The organism is Micromonospora sp. AMSO12t (genome assembly GCF_008806585.1).
GTDB classification, from domain to species: Bacteria; Actinomycetota; Actinomycetes; order Mycobacteriales; family Micromonosporaceae; genus Micromonospora; species Micromonospora reichwaldensis.
Genome location: NZ_WAAS01000160.1, coordinates 1 through 14,896, shown reverse-complemented (window position 1 = coordinate 14,896; position 14,896 = coordinate 1). Strand labels below are relative to the sequence as shown.

12 protein-coding genes and 1 pseudogene are annotated in these 14,896 nt (G+C 74.1%); 8 read left to right on the top strand and 5 right to left on the bottom strand.

Features of this window, described 5'->3' with window-relative positions:
- The first annotated feature begins 46 nt into the window (after positions 1–46).
- Entirely contained in the window at positions 47–967 is a 921-nt protein-coding gene (locus F6X68_RS21525; RefSeq protein WP_151455980.1) for a hydroxymethylglutaryl-CoA lyase, read from the top strand.
- Positions 968–1,020: 53 nt separating this feature from the next.
- Here the strand turns inward: F6X68_RS21525 and F6X68_RS21520 are convergent, their stop codons facing one another.
- Positions 1,021–1,581, bottom strand: coding sequence for a snapalysin family zinc-dependent metalloprotease (locus tag F6X68_RS21520; RefSeq protein ID WP_151455979.1), 561 nt, complete (start codon positions 1,579–1,581; stop codon positions 1,021–1,023).
- Positions 1,582–1,788: 207 nt separating this feature from the next.
- Here F6X68_RS21520 and F6X68_RS21515 point away from each other — a divergent pair, with 207 nt between their 5' ends.
- The 3 genes and pseudogenes from F6X68_RS21515 to F6X68_RS21505 all read left to right on the top strand — a co-directional run.
- Entirely contained in the window at positions 1,789–3,321 is a 1,533-nt protein-coding gene (locus F6X68_RS21515; protein ID WP_151455978.1) for an acyl-CoA carboxylase subunit beta, read from the top strand.
- A 106-nt stretch (positions 3,322–3,427) separates the two neighbouring features.
- Positions 3,428–4,582, top strand: coding sequence for an acyl-CoA dehydrogenase family protein (locus F6X68_RS21510; RefSeq protein WP_121397345.1), 1,155 nt, complete (start codon positions 3,428–3,430; stop codon positions 4,580–4,582).
- A 151-nt stretch (positions 4,583–4,733) separates the two neighbouring features.
- A pseudogene (locus F6X68_RS21505) lies at positions 4,734–7,328 on the top strand (helix-turn-helix domain-containing protein); the annotation flags it as partial.
- A 301-nt stretch (positions 7,329–7,629) separates the two neighbouring features.
- On the opposite strand, the gene F6X68_RS21500 reads toward F6X68_RS21505, so the two are convergent.
- Positions 7,630–8,139 carry a MarR family winged helix-turn-helix transcriptional regulator gene (locus tag F6X68_RS21500; RefSeq protein WP_151455976.1) on the bottom strand — a complete coding sequence of 170 codons (510 nt, stop codon included), beginning with the start codon at positions 8,137–8,139 and terminating at the stop codon, positions 7,630–7,632.
- A 103-nt stretch (positions 8,140–8,242) separates the two neighbouring features.
- Between F6X68_RS21500 and F6X68_RS21495 the strand changes: the two genes are divergently transcribed.
- Together F6X68_RS21495 and F6X68_RS21490 are read left to right on the top strand one after the other, a co-directional pair.
- Positions 8,243–8,824, top strand: coding sequence for a YceI family protein (locus tag F6X68_RS21495; protein WP_151455975.1), 582 nt, complete (start codon positions 8,243–8,245; stop codon positions 8,822–8,824).
- A gap of 307 nt (positions 8,825–9,131) precedes the next feature.
- Positions 9,132–10,610, top strand: a complete 1,479-nt coding sequence (locus F6X68_RS21490; protein ID WP_151455974.1) for a glutamate--cysteine ligase — start codon at positions 9,132–9,134, stop codon at positions 10,608–10,610.
- A gap of 111 nt (positions 10,611–10,721) precedes the next feature.
- Here the strand turns inward: F6X68_RS21490 and F6X68_RS21485 are convergent, their stop codons facing one another.
- Positions 10,722–12,191, bottom strand: coding sequence for a hypothetical protein (locus F6X68_RS21485; RefSeq protein WP_225852339.1), 1,470 nt, complete (start codon positions 12,189–12,191; stop codon positions 10,722–10,724).
- A gap of 124 nt (positions 12,192–12,315) precedes the next feature.
- Here F6X68_RS21485 and F6X68_RS21480 point away from each other — a divergent pair, with 124 nt between their 5' ends.
- Together F6X68_RS21480 and F6X68_RS21475 are read left to right on the top strand one after the other, a co-directional pair.
- Entirely contained in the window at positions 12,316–12,987 is a 672-nt protein-coding gene (locus F6X68_RS21480; protein WP_151455973.1) for a PASTA domain-containing protein, read from the top strand.
- 179 nt (positions 12,988–13,166) lie between these two features.
- A complete protein-coding gene (locus F6X68_RS21475; protein ID WP_151455972.1) occupies positions 13,167–13,958 on the top strand; it encodes a PASTA domain-containing protein in 792 nt (263 codons plus the stop codon).
- A 62-nt stretch (positions 13,959–14,020) separates the two neighbouring features.
- Here F6X68_RS21475 and F6X68_RS21470 read toward each other — a convergent pair whose 3' ends face one another.
- Positions 14,021–14,476, bottom strand: coding sequence for a hypothetical protein (locus F6X68_RS21470; protein ID WP_192581485.1), 456 nt, complete (start codon positions 14,474–14,476; stop codon positions 14,021–14,023).
- Positions 14,477–14,576: 100 nt separating this feature from the next.
- Entirely contained in the window at positions 14,577–14,864 is a 288-nt protein-coding gene (locus F6X68_RS21465; RefSeq protein WP_151455970.1) for a hypothetical protein, read from the bottom strand.
- Between the last annotated feature and the right edge of the window lie 32 nt (positions 14,865–14,896).

Here is a 14,896-nt window from a genome sequence, read left to right as displayed (position 1 = left end):
GCTGGAGGGGACAGAACAGCTCTGCGTCACAGTGAGGTGACCCCTTATGGCGGAAATGCCGAACTCCGTGTCGATCCGGGAGGTCGGGCCGCGCGACGGGCTCCAGAACGAGGAGCCGATCCCGACCGAGGCCAAGGTGCGGCTGCTCGACGCCCTCTCCGGCACCGGCGTGCAGCGGATCGAGGCCGTCTCGTTCGTGCACCCGAAGGCGATCCCGCAGATGGCCGACGCCGACGAGGTATGGCAGCGGGCCGCGAAGGCCGACGGCGTGCGCTACTCGGCGCTGGTGCCGAACACCCGGGGCGCGCAGCGGGCCCTGGCCGCCGGCTTCACCGAGATCGAGGTGGTGGTCTCGGCCAGCGACACGCACAACCGGCGCAACGTCAACCGCTCCACAGACGAGTCGCTGGACGACATCGCCGAGTTGATCGACCTGCTGCACGGCGCCGGCGCGCAGGCCGAGGTGATCGTGGCGACCAGCTTCGGCTGCCCGTACGAGGGGGACACCGACCCGGCCCGGGTGGCCGGCATCGTGGACCGGGTGGTCCGCGACGGCGCCGACCGGGTGGCCTTCGGCGACACCACCGGCATGGGTACGCCCCGACGGGTCCGCGAGCTGCTGACGGCGGTACGCGACCGCAACGCGCACGTCCCCGTGCTGCTGCACTTCCACAACACCCGGGGCACCGCGCTGGCCAACATGCTGACCGCGCTGGAACTGGGGGTCACCGAGTTCGACGCCAGCGTCGGCGGCCTCGGCGGCTGCCCGTACGCGCCGGGGGCCAGCGGCAACCTGGCCACCGAGGAGGCGGTGCACATGCTGCACGACATGGGCGTCGACACCGGCATCGACCTGGACGCCCTGGTCGAGGTGGCCGAGCTGGCCGAGGAGCTGGTCGGCAAGCGGCTCCCGTCGGGGGTGCTCCGCGCCGGGCCGCGTACCCGGCTGACGCCGCTGCCGGGCTGACCACACGCGGGAGGGGCCGGCACGACGCCGGCCCCTCCGTCATGCCCGGTCGGTCAGCCCACCGTGGTGAGCATGCTCGGCCAGCTGTCCTGGAAGATCTGCGACCCGGCGCGGTTGGTGCTGAGGGTGCCGGCGAAGAGGTTGGTGACCCGGTTCGCCTCGGTGGTGCTCGGGTACGGGTTGGTGCAGCTGGTGCCGGCGCTGCCGCCGGACATCAGCAGCGCGCAGTTGCCGTTGTAGTTGTCGGGCAGGCCGAGGATGTGCCCGATCTCGTGGGTCATGATCCGCAGCGGGCTGTACTGCTGGGCCTGCTGGGTGTCGATGTAGACCCGCCCGTTGCCGAGGCTGGTCCGGACGGCGTACGAGCCGCCGCCGGTGATCTGGTAGATCCGCAGGTTGGAGCCGCAGTTCGCCGTGAGCGTCAGGTTCGACGTGGCGTTGTTCCAGATCGAGGCGGCCTGGTTGGCGGTGCCGGCGAAGCTCCCCGCCTGGCTGGTGTTGTAGCAGATGGTCATGGCGGCGGAGGCGGGTGACGGGTTGGCGACCGTGACGCCGAGGGTGGCCAGTGCCGTCGCGACGAACGCGACCGCGAGCCGGTTGAGCCGTGAGGTCATCGTTGACTCCAATCCGGGAGGAGGGGTGTCAGGAGCGTAGCCCTATAAATTCATGATTTTCAATGCCTATCGGCCGGGTACGGCCGGGTGGCGTCTCCTCCGTCGGCCGTGGGTCGCCGGGGGGTGGGGGGATGCGCTAGCCTAACGATCGTTCAGGTCAGTCGGTCCGCCCGCGAGGTGACCGGCTCAGGTGGCGAGGGAGTCGGCGTGACGCTCGACGGTGAGGCACTGGAGCAGCTGCGCAAGCGGGCCCGGGCCGGCGGTGCGGACAAGTACCACGCGGCGAACGCCGCCAAGGGCAAGCTCTTCGCCCGGGAGCGGGTCGCGCTCCTGGTCGACGAGGGCTCCTTCGTCGAGGACGGCCTCTACGCCAACGCGATGGCCGAGGGCCTCCCCGCCGACGGCGTGGTGACCGGCACCGCCACCATCGACGGCCGCCCGGTCTGCCTGATGGCGAACGATTCCACGGTCAAGGCCGGCAGCTGGGGCGCCCGCACCGTCGAGAAGATCATCCGGATCATCGAGCGGGCCTACTCGACAAGCGTGCCGATGGTCTACCTGGTCGACTCGGCCGGCGCCCGGATCACCGACCAGGTCGACCTCTTCCCCGGCCGCCGCGGCGCCGGCAAGATCTTCTGGAACCAGGTCCGCGCCTCCGGCTCCATCCCGCAGGTCTGCGCGCTGTTCGGGCCGAGCGCGGCCGGCGGGGCGTACATCCCGGCGTTCTGCGACGTGGTCGCCATGGTCGACGGCAACGCCAGCATGTACCTCGGCTCCGACCGGATGGTCGAGATGGTCACTGGCGAGAAGACCACGCTGGAGGCCATGGGCGGCGCCAAGGTGCACTGCGCCGAGTCGGGCGTCGGGCACTTCCTCTGCAAGACCGAGGCCGACGCGCTTGACGTGGTGCGGCGCTACCTGTCGTACCTCCCGACCAACTGGACGCAGGCCCCGCCGGCCGTGCCCGCCGTCGCGGCGCCGGAGAAGGCCGACCTGGCCGCGCTGGTGCCGGCGAGCGAGCGGCAGGCGTTCGACATGCGGCGGTACGTCAAGGGCCTGCTCGACGACGGCTCCTTCTTCGAGATCCAGGCGCTCTGGGCCAAGGAGTTGACCATCGGCTTCGGCCGGCTCAACGGCGAGGTCGTCGGCGTGGTCGGCAACAACTCGATGTTCAAGGGCGGGGTCCTCTTCGTCGACTCGGCCGACAAGGCCACCCGCTTCGTGCAGCTCTGCGACGCGTTCAACGTGCCGCTGCTCTTCCTCTCCGACGTGCCCGGGTTCATGGTCGGCAGCGCGGTGGAGAAGCAGGGCATCATCCGGCACGGCGCCAAGATGATCACCGCGATCTCGGAGGCGACCGTACCCAAGATCTGCGTGGTGGTCCGCAAGGCGTACGGCGCCGGCCTCTACGCGATGGCCGGTCCCGGCTTCGAGCCGGAGGCCACGATCGCGCTGCCCACCGCCAAGATCGCCGTGATGGGCGCGGAGGCGGCGGTCAACGCGGTCTACGCGAACAAGATCGCCGCGATCGGGGACGAGACCGAGCGGGCCGCGTTCGTCGCCGCGAAGCGCGAGGAGTACGAGCGCGACATCGACGTGGTCCGGCTCGCCAGCGAGCTGGTCGTCGACGCGATCGTCGAGCCGCACGAGCTGCGCGCGGAGCTGGTCCGCCGGTTCGCCGCCGCCCGCACGAAGGAGCGGCACTTCTCCCGGCGCCGGCACGGCGTCACCCCGGTCTGATCCCGCCGCCGGCCCCACCCGGCCGGCGCGGGCCCGCACCGCACCAGCGACCCGTCCGTTCCCGGCGTCACGAGCGCCCGGCGGCCCATCCACACAGGAGGATTCCATGGACTTCCGGCTCACCGAGGAGCAAGAGGCGCTGCGGGAGAGCGTGCGGGAATTCGCGCGCGAGGTGGTCGCCCCGGTCATCGCGGAGCACTACGAGAAGCACACCTTCCCGTACGAGGTGATCCGGCAGATGGGCAAGATGGGTCTGTTCGGCCTGCCCTTCGCGGAGGAGCACGGCGGCATGGGCGGCGACTACTTCGCACTCTGCCTCGCCCTGGAGGAGCTGGCCCGGGTCGACTCCAGCGTCGCCATCACCCTGGAGGCGGCGGTCTCGCTGGGCGCGATGCCGATCTACCGCTTCGGCACCGACGAGCAGAAGGCGACGTGGCTGCCGAAGCTGCTCAGCGGCGAGGCGCTGGCCGGCTTCGGGCTGACCGAGCCGGGCACCGGATCGGACGCCGGCGGCACTCAGACCCGCGCGGTGCTCGACGAGTCGACGGACGAGTGGGTGATCAACGGCTCCAAGGCGTTCATCACCAACTCGGGCACCGACATCACGGCGCTGGTCACCGTCACCGCGGTCACCGGCACCCGCCCGGACGGCGCCAAGGAGCTGTCCACCATCATCGTCCCCTCGGGTACGCCGGGCTTCACCGTCGCGCCGGGCTACTCGAAGGTCGGCTGGAACGCCTCGGACACCCACGAGCTGACCTTCGACGACTGCCGGGTGCCGGCCGCGAACCTGCTCGGCGAGCGCGGCCGGGGCTTCGCCCAGTTCCTGCGCATCCTCGACGAGGGGCGGATCGCCATCGCCGCCCTGGCCGTCGGCCTCGCCCAGGGCTGCGTCGACGAGTCGATCCGGTACGCGAAGGAACGCCAGGCGTTCGGCCAGCCGATCGGCAACTACCAGGCGATCCAGTTCAAGATCGCCGACATGGAGATGAAGGCGCACACCGCCCGGCTGGCCTACTACGACGCGGCGGCGCGGATGCTCGCCGGCGAGCCGTTCAAGCGGCAGGCCGCCATCGCCAAGCTGCACGCCAGCACCATCGCCGTGGACAACGCCCGCGAGGCCACCCAGATCCACGGTGGCTACGGCTTCATGAACGAGTACCCGGTGGCCCGCTTCTGGCGCGACTCCAAGATCCTGGAGATCGGCGAGGGCACGTCCGAGGTGCAGCGCATGATCATCGCGCGCGATCTGGGCATGTGACGGCGACGGGTCCGGTGGCGTCGAGGCAGTCGCCTCCGCGCCACCGGGCCCGCCCGGTGTGACCGGTCCGCTGTCGGATATCCGCGCCGGGGCGTCGGCAGGGCGACGCTCGGCTGCCGTCGGTCGTACCCCGTCCGTACCCTTCCTGCCCATGACGCCGGATCATGATCGTTCGCCGCATCCGGGCGGTCGTGCCGGGCTGCCGGAGCTGTTGCGCGGGCACCGGCTCGCCGCCGGCCTGACCCAGGCCGAGCTGGCTGGCCGGGCCGGTGTGGGCATCCGGACCGTCCGCGACCTGGAGCGGGGCCGCTCGTCCCGGCCGCAGCGCACCACGGTCGAGCTGCTCGCCGGCGCGCTGGAGCTGGCCGGAGCCGCCCGGTCGACGTTCCTGGCCGCCGCCCGGGGGCCGGTCCCGACCGCCGCGCCGGCCACCACCCGCGGCGCCCCGCCGGCCCGCGTCGACCTCGACCACCACGCCGGTACGCCGGCCGCGCTCCCGCCCCCGGTCGCGCTGGTCGGCCGGGACCGTGACCTGACCGAGCTGGTCGGGTTGTTCACCGACGGGCGCGGGCCCCGGCTGGCCAGCCTGGTCGGGCTGGCCGGCGTGGGCAAGACCGCGCTGGCCCTCTCGGTGGTCCACGCGGTCGCCGACGACCATCCCGGCGGGGCGGCCGGAGTGCTCATCGGCGAGGGCTCGGACGCGGCCGACGTGCTCTCCGCCTCGGTCGCCGTCTTCGGTGTCGCCCGGCTGCCCGAGCTGAGCGCCCGCCTCGCCGGCCGGCCGGCGCTGCTGCTCGTGGACGCGGCCGAGCGGGCTCCCGACGCGGTCGCCGAGACGGTGCACCGGCTCGCCGGGGCGGTGCCGTCGCTGCGGGTGCTGGTCACCGGCCGGCACCCGGTCGGCCTGCCCGGGGAGCGGGTGTGGCCGGTCGCCCCGCTCGACGTACCGCCGCCGGGCAGCGAGCGGGAGGGCCCGGCGGCGCTGGCCGACTATCCCGCCGTGGCTCTCTTCACCGCCCGGCTCGCCCAGGTCCGCCGGGAGCCGCCCGGTCCCGCCGAGCTGCCCGCCCTCGCCGCCCTGGTACGCCGCCTGGGCGGGCTCCCGCTCGCCATCGAGCTGATGGCGGCCCGGGGCCGGATCCTCGACCTCAACGAGCTGCTCGACCGGTACGGCGACCGCGTCCTCGACCTGACCACCTCGTCGGGGGCGGCCGGGCGGCCGGGCTGGGACAGCACGGAGCCGGGCCGTCCGGAGAGCCCACGGGCGGCGGTGGCGGAGACCCTGCGGGACGCGGTGGCCGTCAGCTACCGCCTCCTCGCCCCCGACGAGCGGGCCGCGTTGCGCCGGCTCGCCGCGTTCGGCAACCGCTGGTCGGTCGAGCTGGCCGAGGAGATGCTCGCCGATCCCGCCGACCGGGACGGGACGGTGGTCGTGGACCCGGTGCCGCTGCTCGACCGGCTCGTCGAGCTCGGTCTGCTCAGCGTCCGGGGCGCCGGGCCGTTCCGGTTCCGCCTGCTCGACGCCGTACGGGACTTCGCCGCGGAGCAGGCGACCGGCGCGGGCGAGCTGACCGCGATCCGGCGCCGGCACGCGCAGGTCGTCGCCCGGCTGGTGGCGCGGACCGCGCCGGAGCTGGTCGGGGCCAACCTGCCGGCGGCGGTGCACCGCCTGGACGAGGTGTCCGGCGACATCAGCTCCGCCCTGGCGCACGCCGCCGTCGACGACCCGTTGACCGCACTGCGGTTGGCGGCGTCGCTGTCACGGTGGTGGCGGTTCCGGGGGCGCGACGTCCCCGGCAGGCAGTGGCTCCGGCGCCTGCTGGCGGATCCGCGTACCGCCGATGTCGACCCGGTGCTGCGGGCATGGGCGTTCCTCGGGGTGGCCCGGCTCGCCGCCGAGCACGGCGCCGGGGCCGAGGAGTTGCCGGCCGCGCGGCGGGCGTTGGCCGCGTTCCGGGACGCGGGTGACGTCACCGGGGAGTTGGAGGCGCGCTCGGTGCTCTGCGCGCTGCTGATCGCCCTCGGCGAGCACGACGAGGCGCGTACGCAGGCCGAGGCGGTGCTCGCGCTGGCCGTCCGGCACGGGCGGGCCCGCGACATGACGGTGGCGCAGAACAACCTCGCCTGGCACGACATCCGGGTAGGTGACCTGGCGGCCGCCCGGCGCCGGCTGGCCGCGGTCGACCGGCTCGCCGCGCAGGGCGGGGAGCAGCGGCTGCGGGTGCTCGCGCGGGCCAACCTCGCCGAGGTGTCCCGCCTGGAGGGCCGCTACGCCGACGCCGTCGACCAGGGCCGGCGGGTGGTGGCGGCGCTGGCGGACCTCGGCGACCCGGGCCACCGTCGCCGGGTGCTCGGCACGGTGGGGCTGGCGCTGGCCCGCGACGGCCGGTCCGCCGAGGCGGCCGAGGTGCTGGCCGAGCTGCGCCCGCCCCCGGTGCCCCGCGCCGAGGAGGCCTGGTCGCCCGGGCGCCTGCCGGGTGCGCCGACGCCCGGGGCACGCCCGGAGGACGGGATCTGCGCGCTGATCGAGGGGAACCTGGCCCTGTGCCGGGGCGACCGCGAGCTGGCGGCGGAGTGGTTCGCCGCGGCGGCGGAAGCGGGCGTCGACGGCCAGGACCGGCGTGACGTGGTGGAGGCGCTGGTGGGGCTGGCCGCCAGCTCGGGCGACCCCGGCGTGCTGGACCGTCTCGACCGGGCCTGCCGGCAGAGCGGTGTCCGGCTGCTGCCGCACGAGGAGGAGCAACTGCGCCCGTGGAGAGCGGGCCGGAACGGGTGGCCCGTCGGCGACGGCGTCGGTCGTCGCGTGGAGGGCGTGGCGCAGAGCGAGTGGAGGGCGTTGCGCAGAGCGACCGGGGGTGACGCGGGCGACGAAGCCCCTCTTGCTACCCCTCGCTCGTCGCCCGCGCCATCACCCCCCGGTGCGTCCCCACTGCCCGAAGACTAGCCACCGCCCGCACGCCGTCCCGTCCGGTTTGAACGTCTATCGTCCCGTGGGCGCAGCAGTTCTGCCGCTCTTTCTGCCGGTGCCGAGCGGGCCCGGGAACGGGTCAGGAGGGCGTGACCGTCTCGTCGCAGTCGGCGGCGGATCCGGTGCTTCCGGCGGTGGCGCCGGGGTGCACCGCGTCCCGGACCCGGCGCAGCCCGTCGAGCAGGGCGTCCAGGGCCGCCGGCTCGAGCTGGCCGGTGAACCACTGCTCGATGATCCGTAGGTGCCCGGGCAGGGTCTCGTCGAGGCGTTGCAGGCCGGTGGCGGTGACCACGGCGAACGAGCTGCGCCGGTCGGAGGGGCAGGCGCGGCGGGTGAGCAGCCCGTCGCGTTCCATCCGGTCCACCACGCGAGTGACGCCGCTCGTCGAGAGCGAGGTCTGGGCGGCGAGGTCGGTCATCCGTAACTGGTTGCCGGGTGAGCGGGCGAGTCTGGTCAGCACCTCGAACTCGACCGGTGAGAGGCCGTGCTCCTCGAACTGGGCGGCGAACCGGGCCGAGAGCCCGGCGTGCGCCTCGACGAGCAGGCCGACAGCGGTGATCCGGGGGTCGTCGAACACGTTCTGGTCCACGCGCCCATCGTAGCAGTACTTGACACGAGGAATATTGCTGTGCCTATAGTTGCTGCGACAGTCGTTGGGCTACTAAACAACTTCCCCCACGGAGGGCAGCTTCATGACCAGCAGCACCGCACCGGTTACCCGCGACTGGGACGGCCTCACCATCCCGACCGCCGGCACCTACCTGCTGGACGCCGCGCACAAGCGCGTGGGCTTCGTCGCCCGGCACATGATGGTCAGCAAGGTACGCGGTGAGTTCGCCGACGCCAGCGCCACCATCACCGTCGCCGAGGACCCGATGCAGTCCTCGGTCAGCGCCACCATCCAGGCGGCCACCATCAACACCAACCAGGCCGACCGGGACGCGCACCTGCGCAGCCCCGAGTTCCTCGACGCCGAGGCCTTCCCGACCCTGGAGTTCCGCAGCACGGCCGTGAAGTCCCGCGACGGCAACGAGTTCGTCCTCTCCGGCGACCTGACCATCAAGGGCGTCACCCGCCCGGTCGACCTGGAGGTCGAGTTCGAGGGCGTGGGCCGCAGCCCGTTCGGGCAGGACATCTTCGGCTTCTCCGCCTCCACCGAGATCGACCGTGAGGACTTCGGCCTGACCTGGAACGTCGCTCTGGAGACCGGGGGCGTGCTGGTCGGCAAGAAGATCAAGATCGAGATCGAGGGCGAGGCCGTCCGCCAGGCCTGATCCGCCGTACCGCTTCCGGGCCCGCGCCGCGTCACGGCGCGGGCCCGACGCGTGTACGTAGGGTGGAAGTCACCGACCGGGTGCGATTTGTCACGACTCATTCGCGGACCGATCTGGTGCCGGGCGGCACCGGCTGGGTAGAGATGCCGCCGGGAGCGCGTCCGCCGACCGGAGTACGGTCGTCCCGGCCGTGGGACCGCCGCGACCTCCTCTGGTCCCGGCGATGCCGACACTCCTAACGTGGAGGGGTTCACCACGCGCTTACCGGGCCGGTACGGTCCGACTGCGCCTCGCGCCGGGAGGAAACATGGGCAGGGACGTCGAGCAGGGCGCCTTCTCCCGGGAGGACCGGGTCCGCTACCGACAGAAGGTCCGGCGGTGCCTGGACGTCTTCGCCCTGATGCTGGACGACTTCGGCTTCGACGCCGACCGGCCGATGACCGGGCTGGAGATCGAGCTGAACCTGGTCGACTCGGCGGCCGAGCCGGCGATGCGCAACGACCAGATCCTCGCCGACATCGCCGATCCGCTCTTCCAGACCGAGCTGGGCCAGTTCAACCTGGAGCTGAACGCGCCGCCCCGGCTGATCGAGGGCGACGGCTTCGCCGACTACGAGCAGGACCTGCGCGGCAGCCTCTCCCGCGCCGACGAGCGGGCCGCCAAGTCGGACGCGAAGATCGTCCTGGTCGGCATCCTGCCCACCCTCACCGAGCGTCACCTCGTCGAGGACAACCTCTCCACCAACGAGCGGTACCGGGTGCTCAACGACCAGATCGTCGGCGCCCGGGGCGAGGACATCGAGCTCGACATCCGAGGCGTCGAACGCCTCCAGACCCACACCGACTCGATCGCCCCCGAGGCCGCCTGCACCAGCCTCCAGTTCCACCTCCAGGTCGCCCCGGACAGCTTCGCCGACTACTGGAACGCCTCCCAGGCCATCGCCGGGGTGCAGGTGGCCGTCGGGGCCAACTCGCCCTTCCTCTACGGGCGGCAGCTCTGGGCGGAGACCCGCATCGCCCTGTTCGAGCAGGCCACCGACACCCGGCCGGACGAACTGAAGGCGCAGGGCGTACGACCCCGGGTCTGGTTCGGCGAACGCTGGATCACCTCGATCTTCGACCTCTTCGAGGAGAACGTCCGCTACTTCCCGCCGCTGCTGCCGATCTGCGAGGACGAGGACCCGGTCGAGGTCCTGCACGGCGGCGGCGTGCCGGAGCTGGGCGAGCTGCGCCTGCACAACGGCACCGTCTACCGGTGGAACCGGCCGGTCTACGACATCATGAACGGCCGCCCGCACCTGCGGGTGGAGAACCGCGTGCTGCCGGCTGGCCCGACCGTGGTCGACATGCTGGCCAACGCCGCCTTCTACTTCGGGCTGGCGCGCGGGCTGGCGGAGTCCGACCGGCCCATCTGGAGCCAGCTCACCTTCAGCTCCGCCGAGGAGAACTTCCACGCCGCCGCCCGGCGCGGCATGGACGCCGTCCTGCACTGGCCCCGCCTCGGCGAGGTGCCGGTGACCAAGCTGGTCCTGGACGTCCTGCTGCCCAAGGCGGCCGCCGGGCTCGACCGGTTCGGGGTGTCCCCGGCCGAACGCGACCGGCTGCTCGACATCATCGAGCAGCGCTGCCGTACGGGCCGCAACGGCGCGGTCTGGCAGACCGAGGCGGTCTGGGCGGCCGAGCGGCACCGCGGCATGGACCGGGGCGCCGCCCTGCACCACATGGTGCAGCGCTACGCCGAGCTGCAACGCAGCAACGAGCCCGTGCACACCTGGCCCGTCGACTGACCGTCCCGGCGCCCCGAGGCGGTGACGCCCCTCAGTGGGCCGGGGTGGAGTGCGGCGGTGAGGCCCCTCAGTGGGCCGGGGTGGGAGTGGCCAACGCCGCCCGGCCGCCGGTCAGCGGGTGCGGCGGCCGGAGCGGGATCGGCGGCCGGTGGCCTGCGGTTCCGCCGGATCGTCGGCGGCCGGCAGGGCCGGCTCCCCGGTCGTCGCCGACGCCAACGTGCCGTCCCCGGGGGCCGAAGCGGTCGGCTTCCCGGCCGGCGTCCCGGACGCGGCCGGCTCCCCGGCTGGCGTGCCGGACGCCGCCGCGGGTCTCGCGGAGGCGGGGACCGGCGCCGGTTCGCGGTCGGCGGGAAACGCTCCTTCGCCCGCCGCGACGGGCTCCCCGCCCGGCGCGCTGCCGCCCGACCCGGTGAAGGCGTCACTGTCGCCCGGCCTGGTGAAGGCGTCGCTGCCGCCCGGCCCGGTGAAGGTGTCACTGTCGCCCGACCTGGCGGAGGCGTCGCTGCCGCCCGGCGTCGTGCGGGTGTCGCTGCGGTCCGGCGTCGCCGGGGCGTCGCCGTCGGTGCCGCCGACCGGAGGGGTCTGCCGCCCCGGGTCGCCCGGGTGGTCGGCGGGCTCGCCGGTGCGTTGGCGGGGGACCCGCACCGGCCCCCGGGCCGCGGCCCGTCGGGCGGCCCGCTGGGCGAGGACGGTGACCAGGACGGCGCCGCCGACCCCGACGATCACCGCGTACGGCGCGATCAGGTGCGCCGACACCTGCTCCGGGCTGATCGCGGTCAGCCTCGGCACCGCCAGGAAGTACGCGGTCGCGACGAGCAGCGGCCCGGCCGCACCCGAGACGGCCGCCCCGACCCGGTGATCGGGGTCCCGGGCGTCCCGGCGGGCCGCGAGGGCACCGATCACCAGCGCGGAACCGAGGGACAGCAGCGCCCCCGGCCAGTAGAAGTAGTCGCGGATCCAGTACCGCCCGTCGTCGGGGCCGAGCTGCCAGATGCCGAGCTGGGCGCTGGTCAGGCCGCGCCCGGCCAGCACGCCGTCCACGACGGCGATCACGGCGAGCAGCCAGAGCCAGCCGACGGTGGCGAGCACGTTGTTCGCGGCGGCCCGCGAGCGCAGCGCCCAGGCCGCCGTCAGCACGCCGACCAGCACGCCGACCGCCGCGTAGGCGGCCGCGACGTTCCGGGGCGAACCGGTGTCGGCCACCGCCACCGCCTGCCGGGCCGGTACGGCCACCAGCAGCACGGTGATCAGTGCGCCCACCCCGGCGGCCACGGCGAGCGCGGCGGAGCCGAGGGCGCCGCCACCCGGTCCGGCCGGAGCCGCGTCGGCGGGACCGGTGTCCGGTGCCGGGGCGCGGTCGCGCAGCCGCTGCGCGCAGACCGCGCCGAAGACCGTCGAGGTGGCCGCGATCCAGGTGGCCCAGATCAGGCCCGCCACCCAGGCGGTCGCGCCGGCGGTCGCGTCCGCCGGCGCCCAGTTGATGATGCCCAGCCCGTAGCCGAAGCCCAGTTGGGCCGCGCCCGCGCCGGCAGCGACGCCGACCGCGATCGCGATCGATCCTCCCCAGCCTCGTCTGGCCATGCCGGGGAGCGTAACGTCCCGTGGTCGGCGCGGCGAGTCGTGGAGGTCCGGCCCGGGCGACCGCGATGACGCCGGCGTTGACGGGAGCGGGTACGGTCGCCGGTGATCGAGGCGGGGTGGGCGTATGACGGACGGGGACACGGGCGCGCGGGACGACGCCGGGCCGGACCGGTCGACGCTGCTGCTCAGGGGCGGGTTGGCCGTCGTGCTGCTCGCTGCCGTCGGCGCGACCGGCGGCTGGCTCCTGGCCGGCGAGGACGACCCGTCGGCCCCGCCGACGGCGGCGGAGGGTCTGCCCGCCACCAGCACGCCCGCCGCGACCCGATCGACCCCGGGCCGGTCCGCGCCGGCGGCGGCTCCCCGGACGACCGCACCGAGCCGCTCCGCCGGGCTGACGGTCCCGCCGCTCGTCGGCGAGGATTTCACGGACGCCCGCGAGGAGCTCCGCGAGAAGCGGCTGGGCTGGCGGCTCGTCTTCGGCCGTGGCACCGGGACGACCGTGGAGCGAACCTCCCCGGAGGTGGGCGCCGAGGTGCAGCCCGGGCGCACCGTGACGCTCTACGTGAGCGGTCCGGCCCCGGCCGCCACCGTGCCGGACGTGGTGGGCGACGACTGCGACGACGCGGCGGACGAGCTGGTCGACGAGGGCTTCTACCCGCAGTACCGGACGGGCAAAACCGGCAAGGTCAGCCGCCAGGATCCGGCCGGCGACGGTGCGGGCCGGTGGAACGACCAGGTGTCGATCTGGTGCGGCGACGCGCCGGAGGACGACGGTTCGCCCTCCCCGACGCCGTGACGGAGCGTCCGACACGCTGATCCCGGCCGATGGCCTCCGGGACCGCTAGGTTGGCGGTCAGGGCCCGCGACGCCCGCCCGGGCCGGGAGAGGACGCGCCATGAGTGAGCGTCAGCGAGCGAACCGTCGGCACGGTGCGGTGGTGCCTCAGGTCGGCACGCAGCGGAGCGGAGTGCCGGCATGAGTGACGAGCGCCGGGAGCCGCCCGCCGGGGAACACGACGACCGGACCCGCCCGCTGCCTCCGCCGGGCGATCCCTCGGCCGGGCCGGAACCCGACCGTACGCAGCCGCTGCCCCGCCCCGACCGGAGCGCCCCGGACGCCGGCGACGCCACCCGGCCGATGCCCGGCGACGGCACCGCCCCGCTGGACCGTACGGCTGCCGTGCCGCCGGAGCGGTCCGGGCCGGCGGCATGGTCCGGCCGGGCGGAGGTGCGCCCCGGCGGGCCGGCCGACCAGCCGGAGGCCGAGTGGTACGCGGAGGAGCAGGACTCGCGGCGCTGGTGGCTGCCGATCCTGTGGGGCGTGATCGTGCTGCTGCTGCTCGGCCTGCTCGGCACCGGGCTGTGGCTGGCCCTCCAATCGGCGGACGACGGTCCGAGCGGGCCGGAGCCGTCGCCGTCGCCGTCGGTGACCCGCGCGTCGCCGACCACCGCCGCGCCGACCTCGGCGGCCCCCACCAGCTCGTCGCCCTCGGCGTCCCCGACGCCCTCGGAGCCGGCCGAACTGCCGATGCCGCCGGTGGTGAACCTGCCGCTGGAGACGGCGCAGGCCATCCTGGACGACGTCGGGCTGGACCACCGGGTCGAGTACGAGACGTCGGACCGTCCGGCCGGCACGGTGATCCGCACCGAGCCGGCGGCGGGGGAGCTGGTGCCGGCGGACGAGGAGGTCACGCTGGTGGTGGCTCGCGACGCCGCCTCGCCGACCGGCGAGGTCACGCCGTCGGTCGAACCGACCGCCACCCGGTGAGCCGCCGGCCAGCGCGTAGCGCCACGACCTGCGTCGTCACGCCTACGGCCCGCGCCGCCGCGTCACCACATGCGTCGTCTCGTTCCGACCATGCCGAGCCCGGCCAGCGAGATGGCCAGTCCGAAGATGCCGGACCAGAAGAGGGAACGGCGGACGTCGTCGGGTGCGGGGCGGGCGGCGTGTGCCGCACCGTCCGGGGAGCCCGTGGGAACCCCCGCCCCGGCTGCGGGTCCGGAGTCGCCCGCGGCGCCGAGCGCTTCCGGTTCCCTCGGCCCGGTCAGTGCGTACGGGGGGTCGAGGGCGTCCGGCACGTCGTCGCCGTAGGGCGGGTCCTCGTCCACCACGGTGATCTCCGGTGCCGGGACCGGGGTGGTCAGCCGCGTGGTGGACGAGAGGGCGGGATCGCGGACCACGACCACCAGTGTGGTGGCGGCGCCGATCAGCGCCAGTAGTCCGAAGGCGTAGGCGATACGGGAGCGGTGGTGCCGCCGCGCGGCGGGCTGATTGACCATGGCCATCCCAGGTTCGGGGTCCTGGACGCGCGGGGTGGAAACGTGCCGGGGTGGGCGTACCTCATCTTATGGCGACGGCATGCCCCTCGACTGCCGATCGCGCAGGTCAGCCCACCCGGACCGGAGTGCGGGCGGCGGGCCGGCGCGGCGCCCGCACGGTGTGCGGACGCGGCTCGGGGGCCGAGCGCAGGTGGCGCAGCCCCTCCCGCTGGACGAAGATCGACCGCCGGCTGACCGCGTCCCCCGATGCGTTCAACTCGTAGCCTTCGAGCCAGATCCAGCCGTCGTAGGTCGGCCAGTCCAGCACCCGGATGACCCGGAACATGATGGGCCTGAGGAACTGGACACTCGCCGCGCGAGTCACGTGCAGTACGTCACCGGAGCGGGGAAGCACATGGGCTCCTGGGAAGGGTCGGCCGGCCGAGG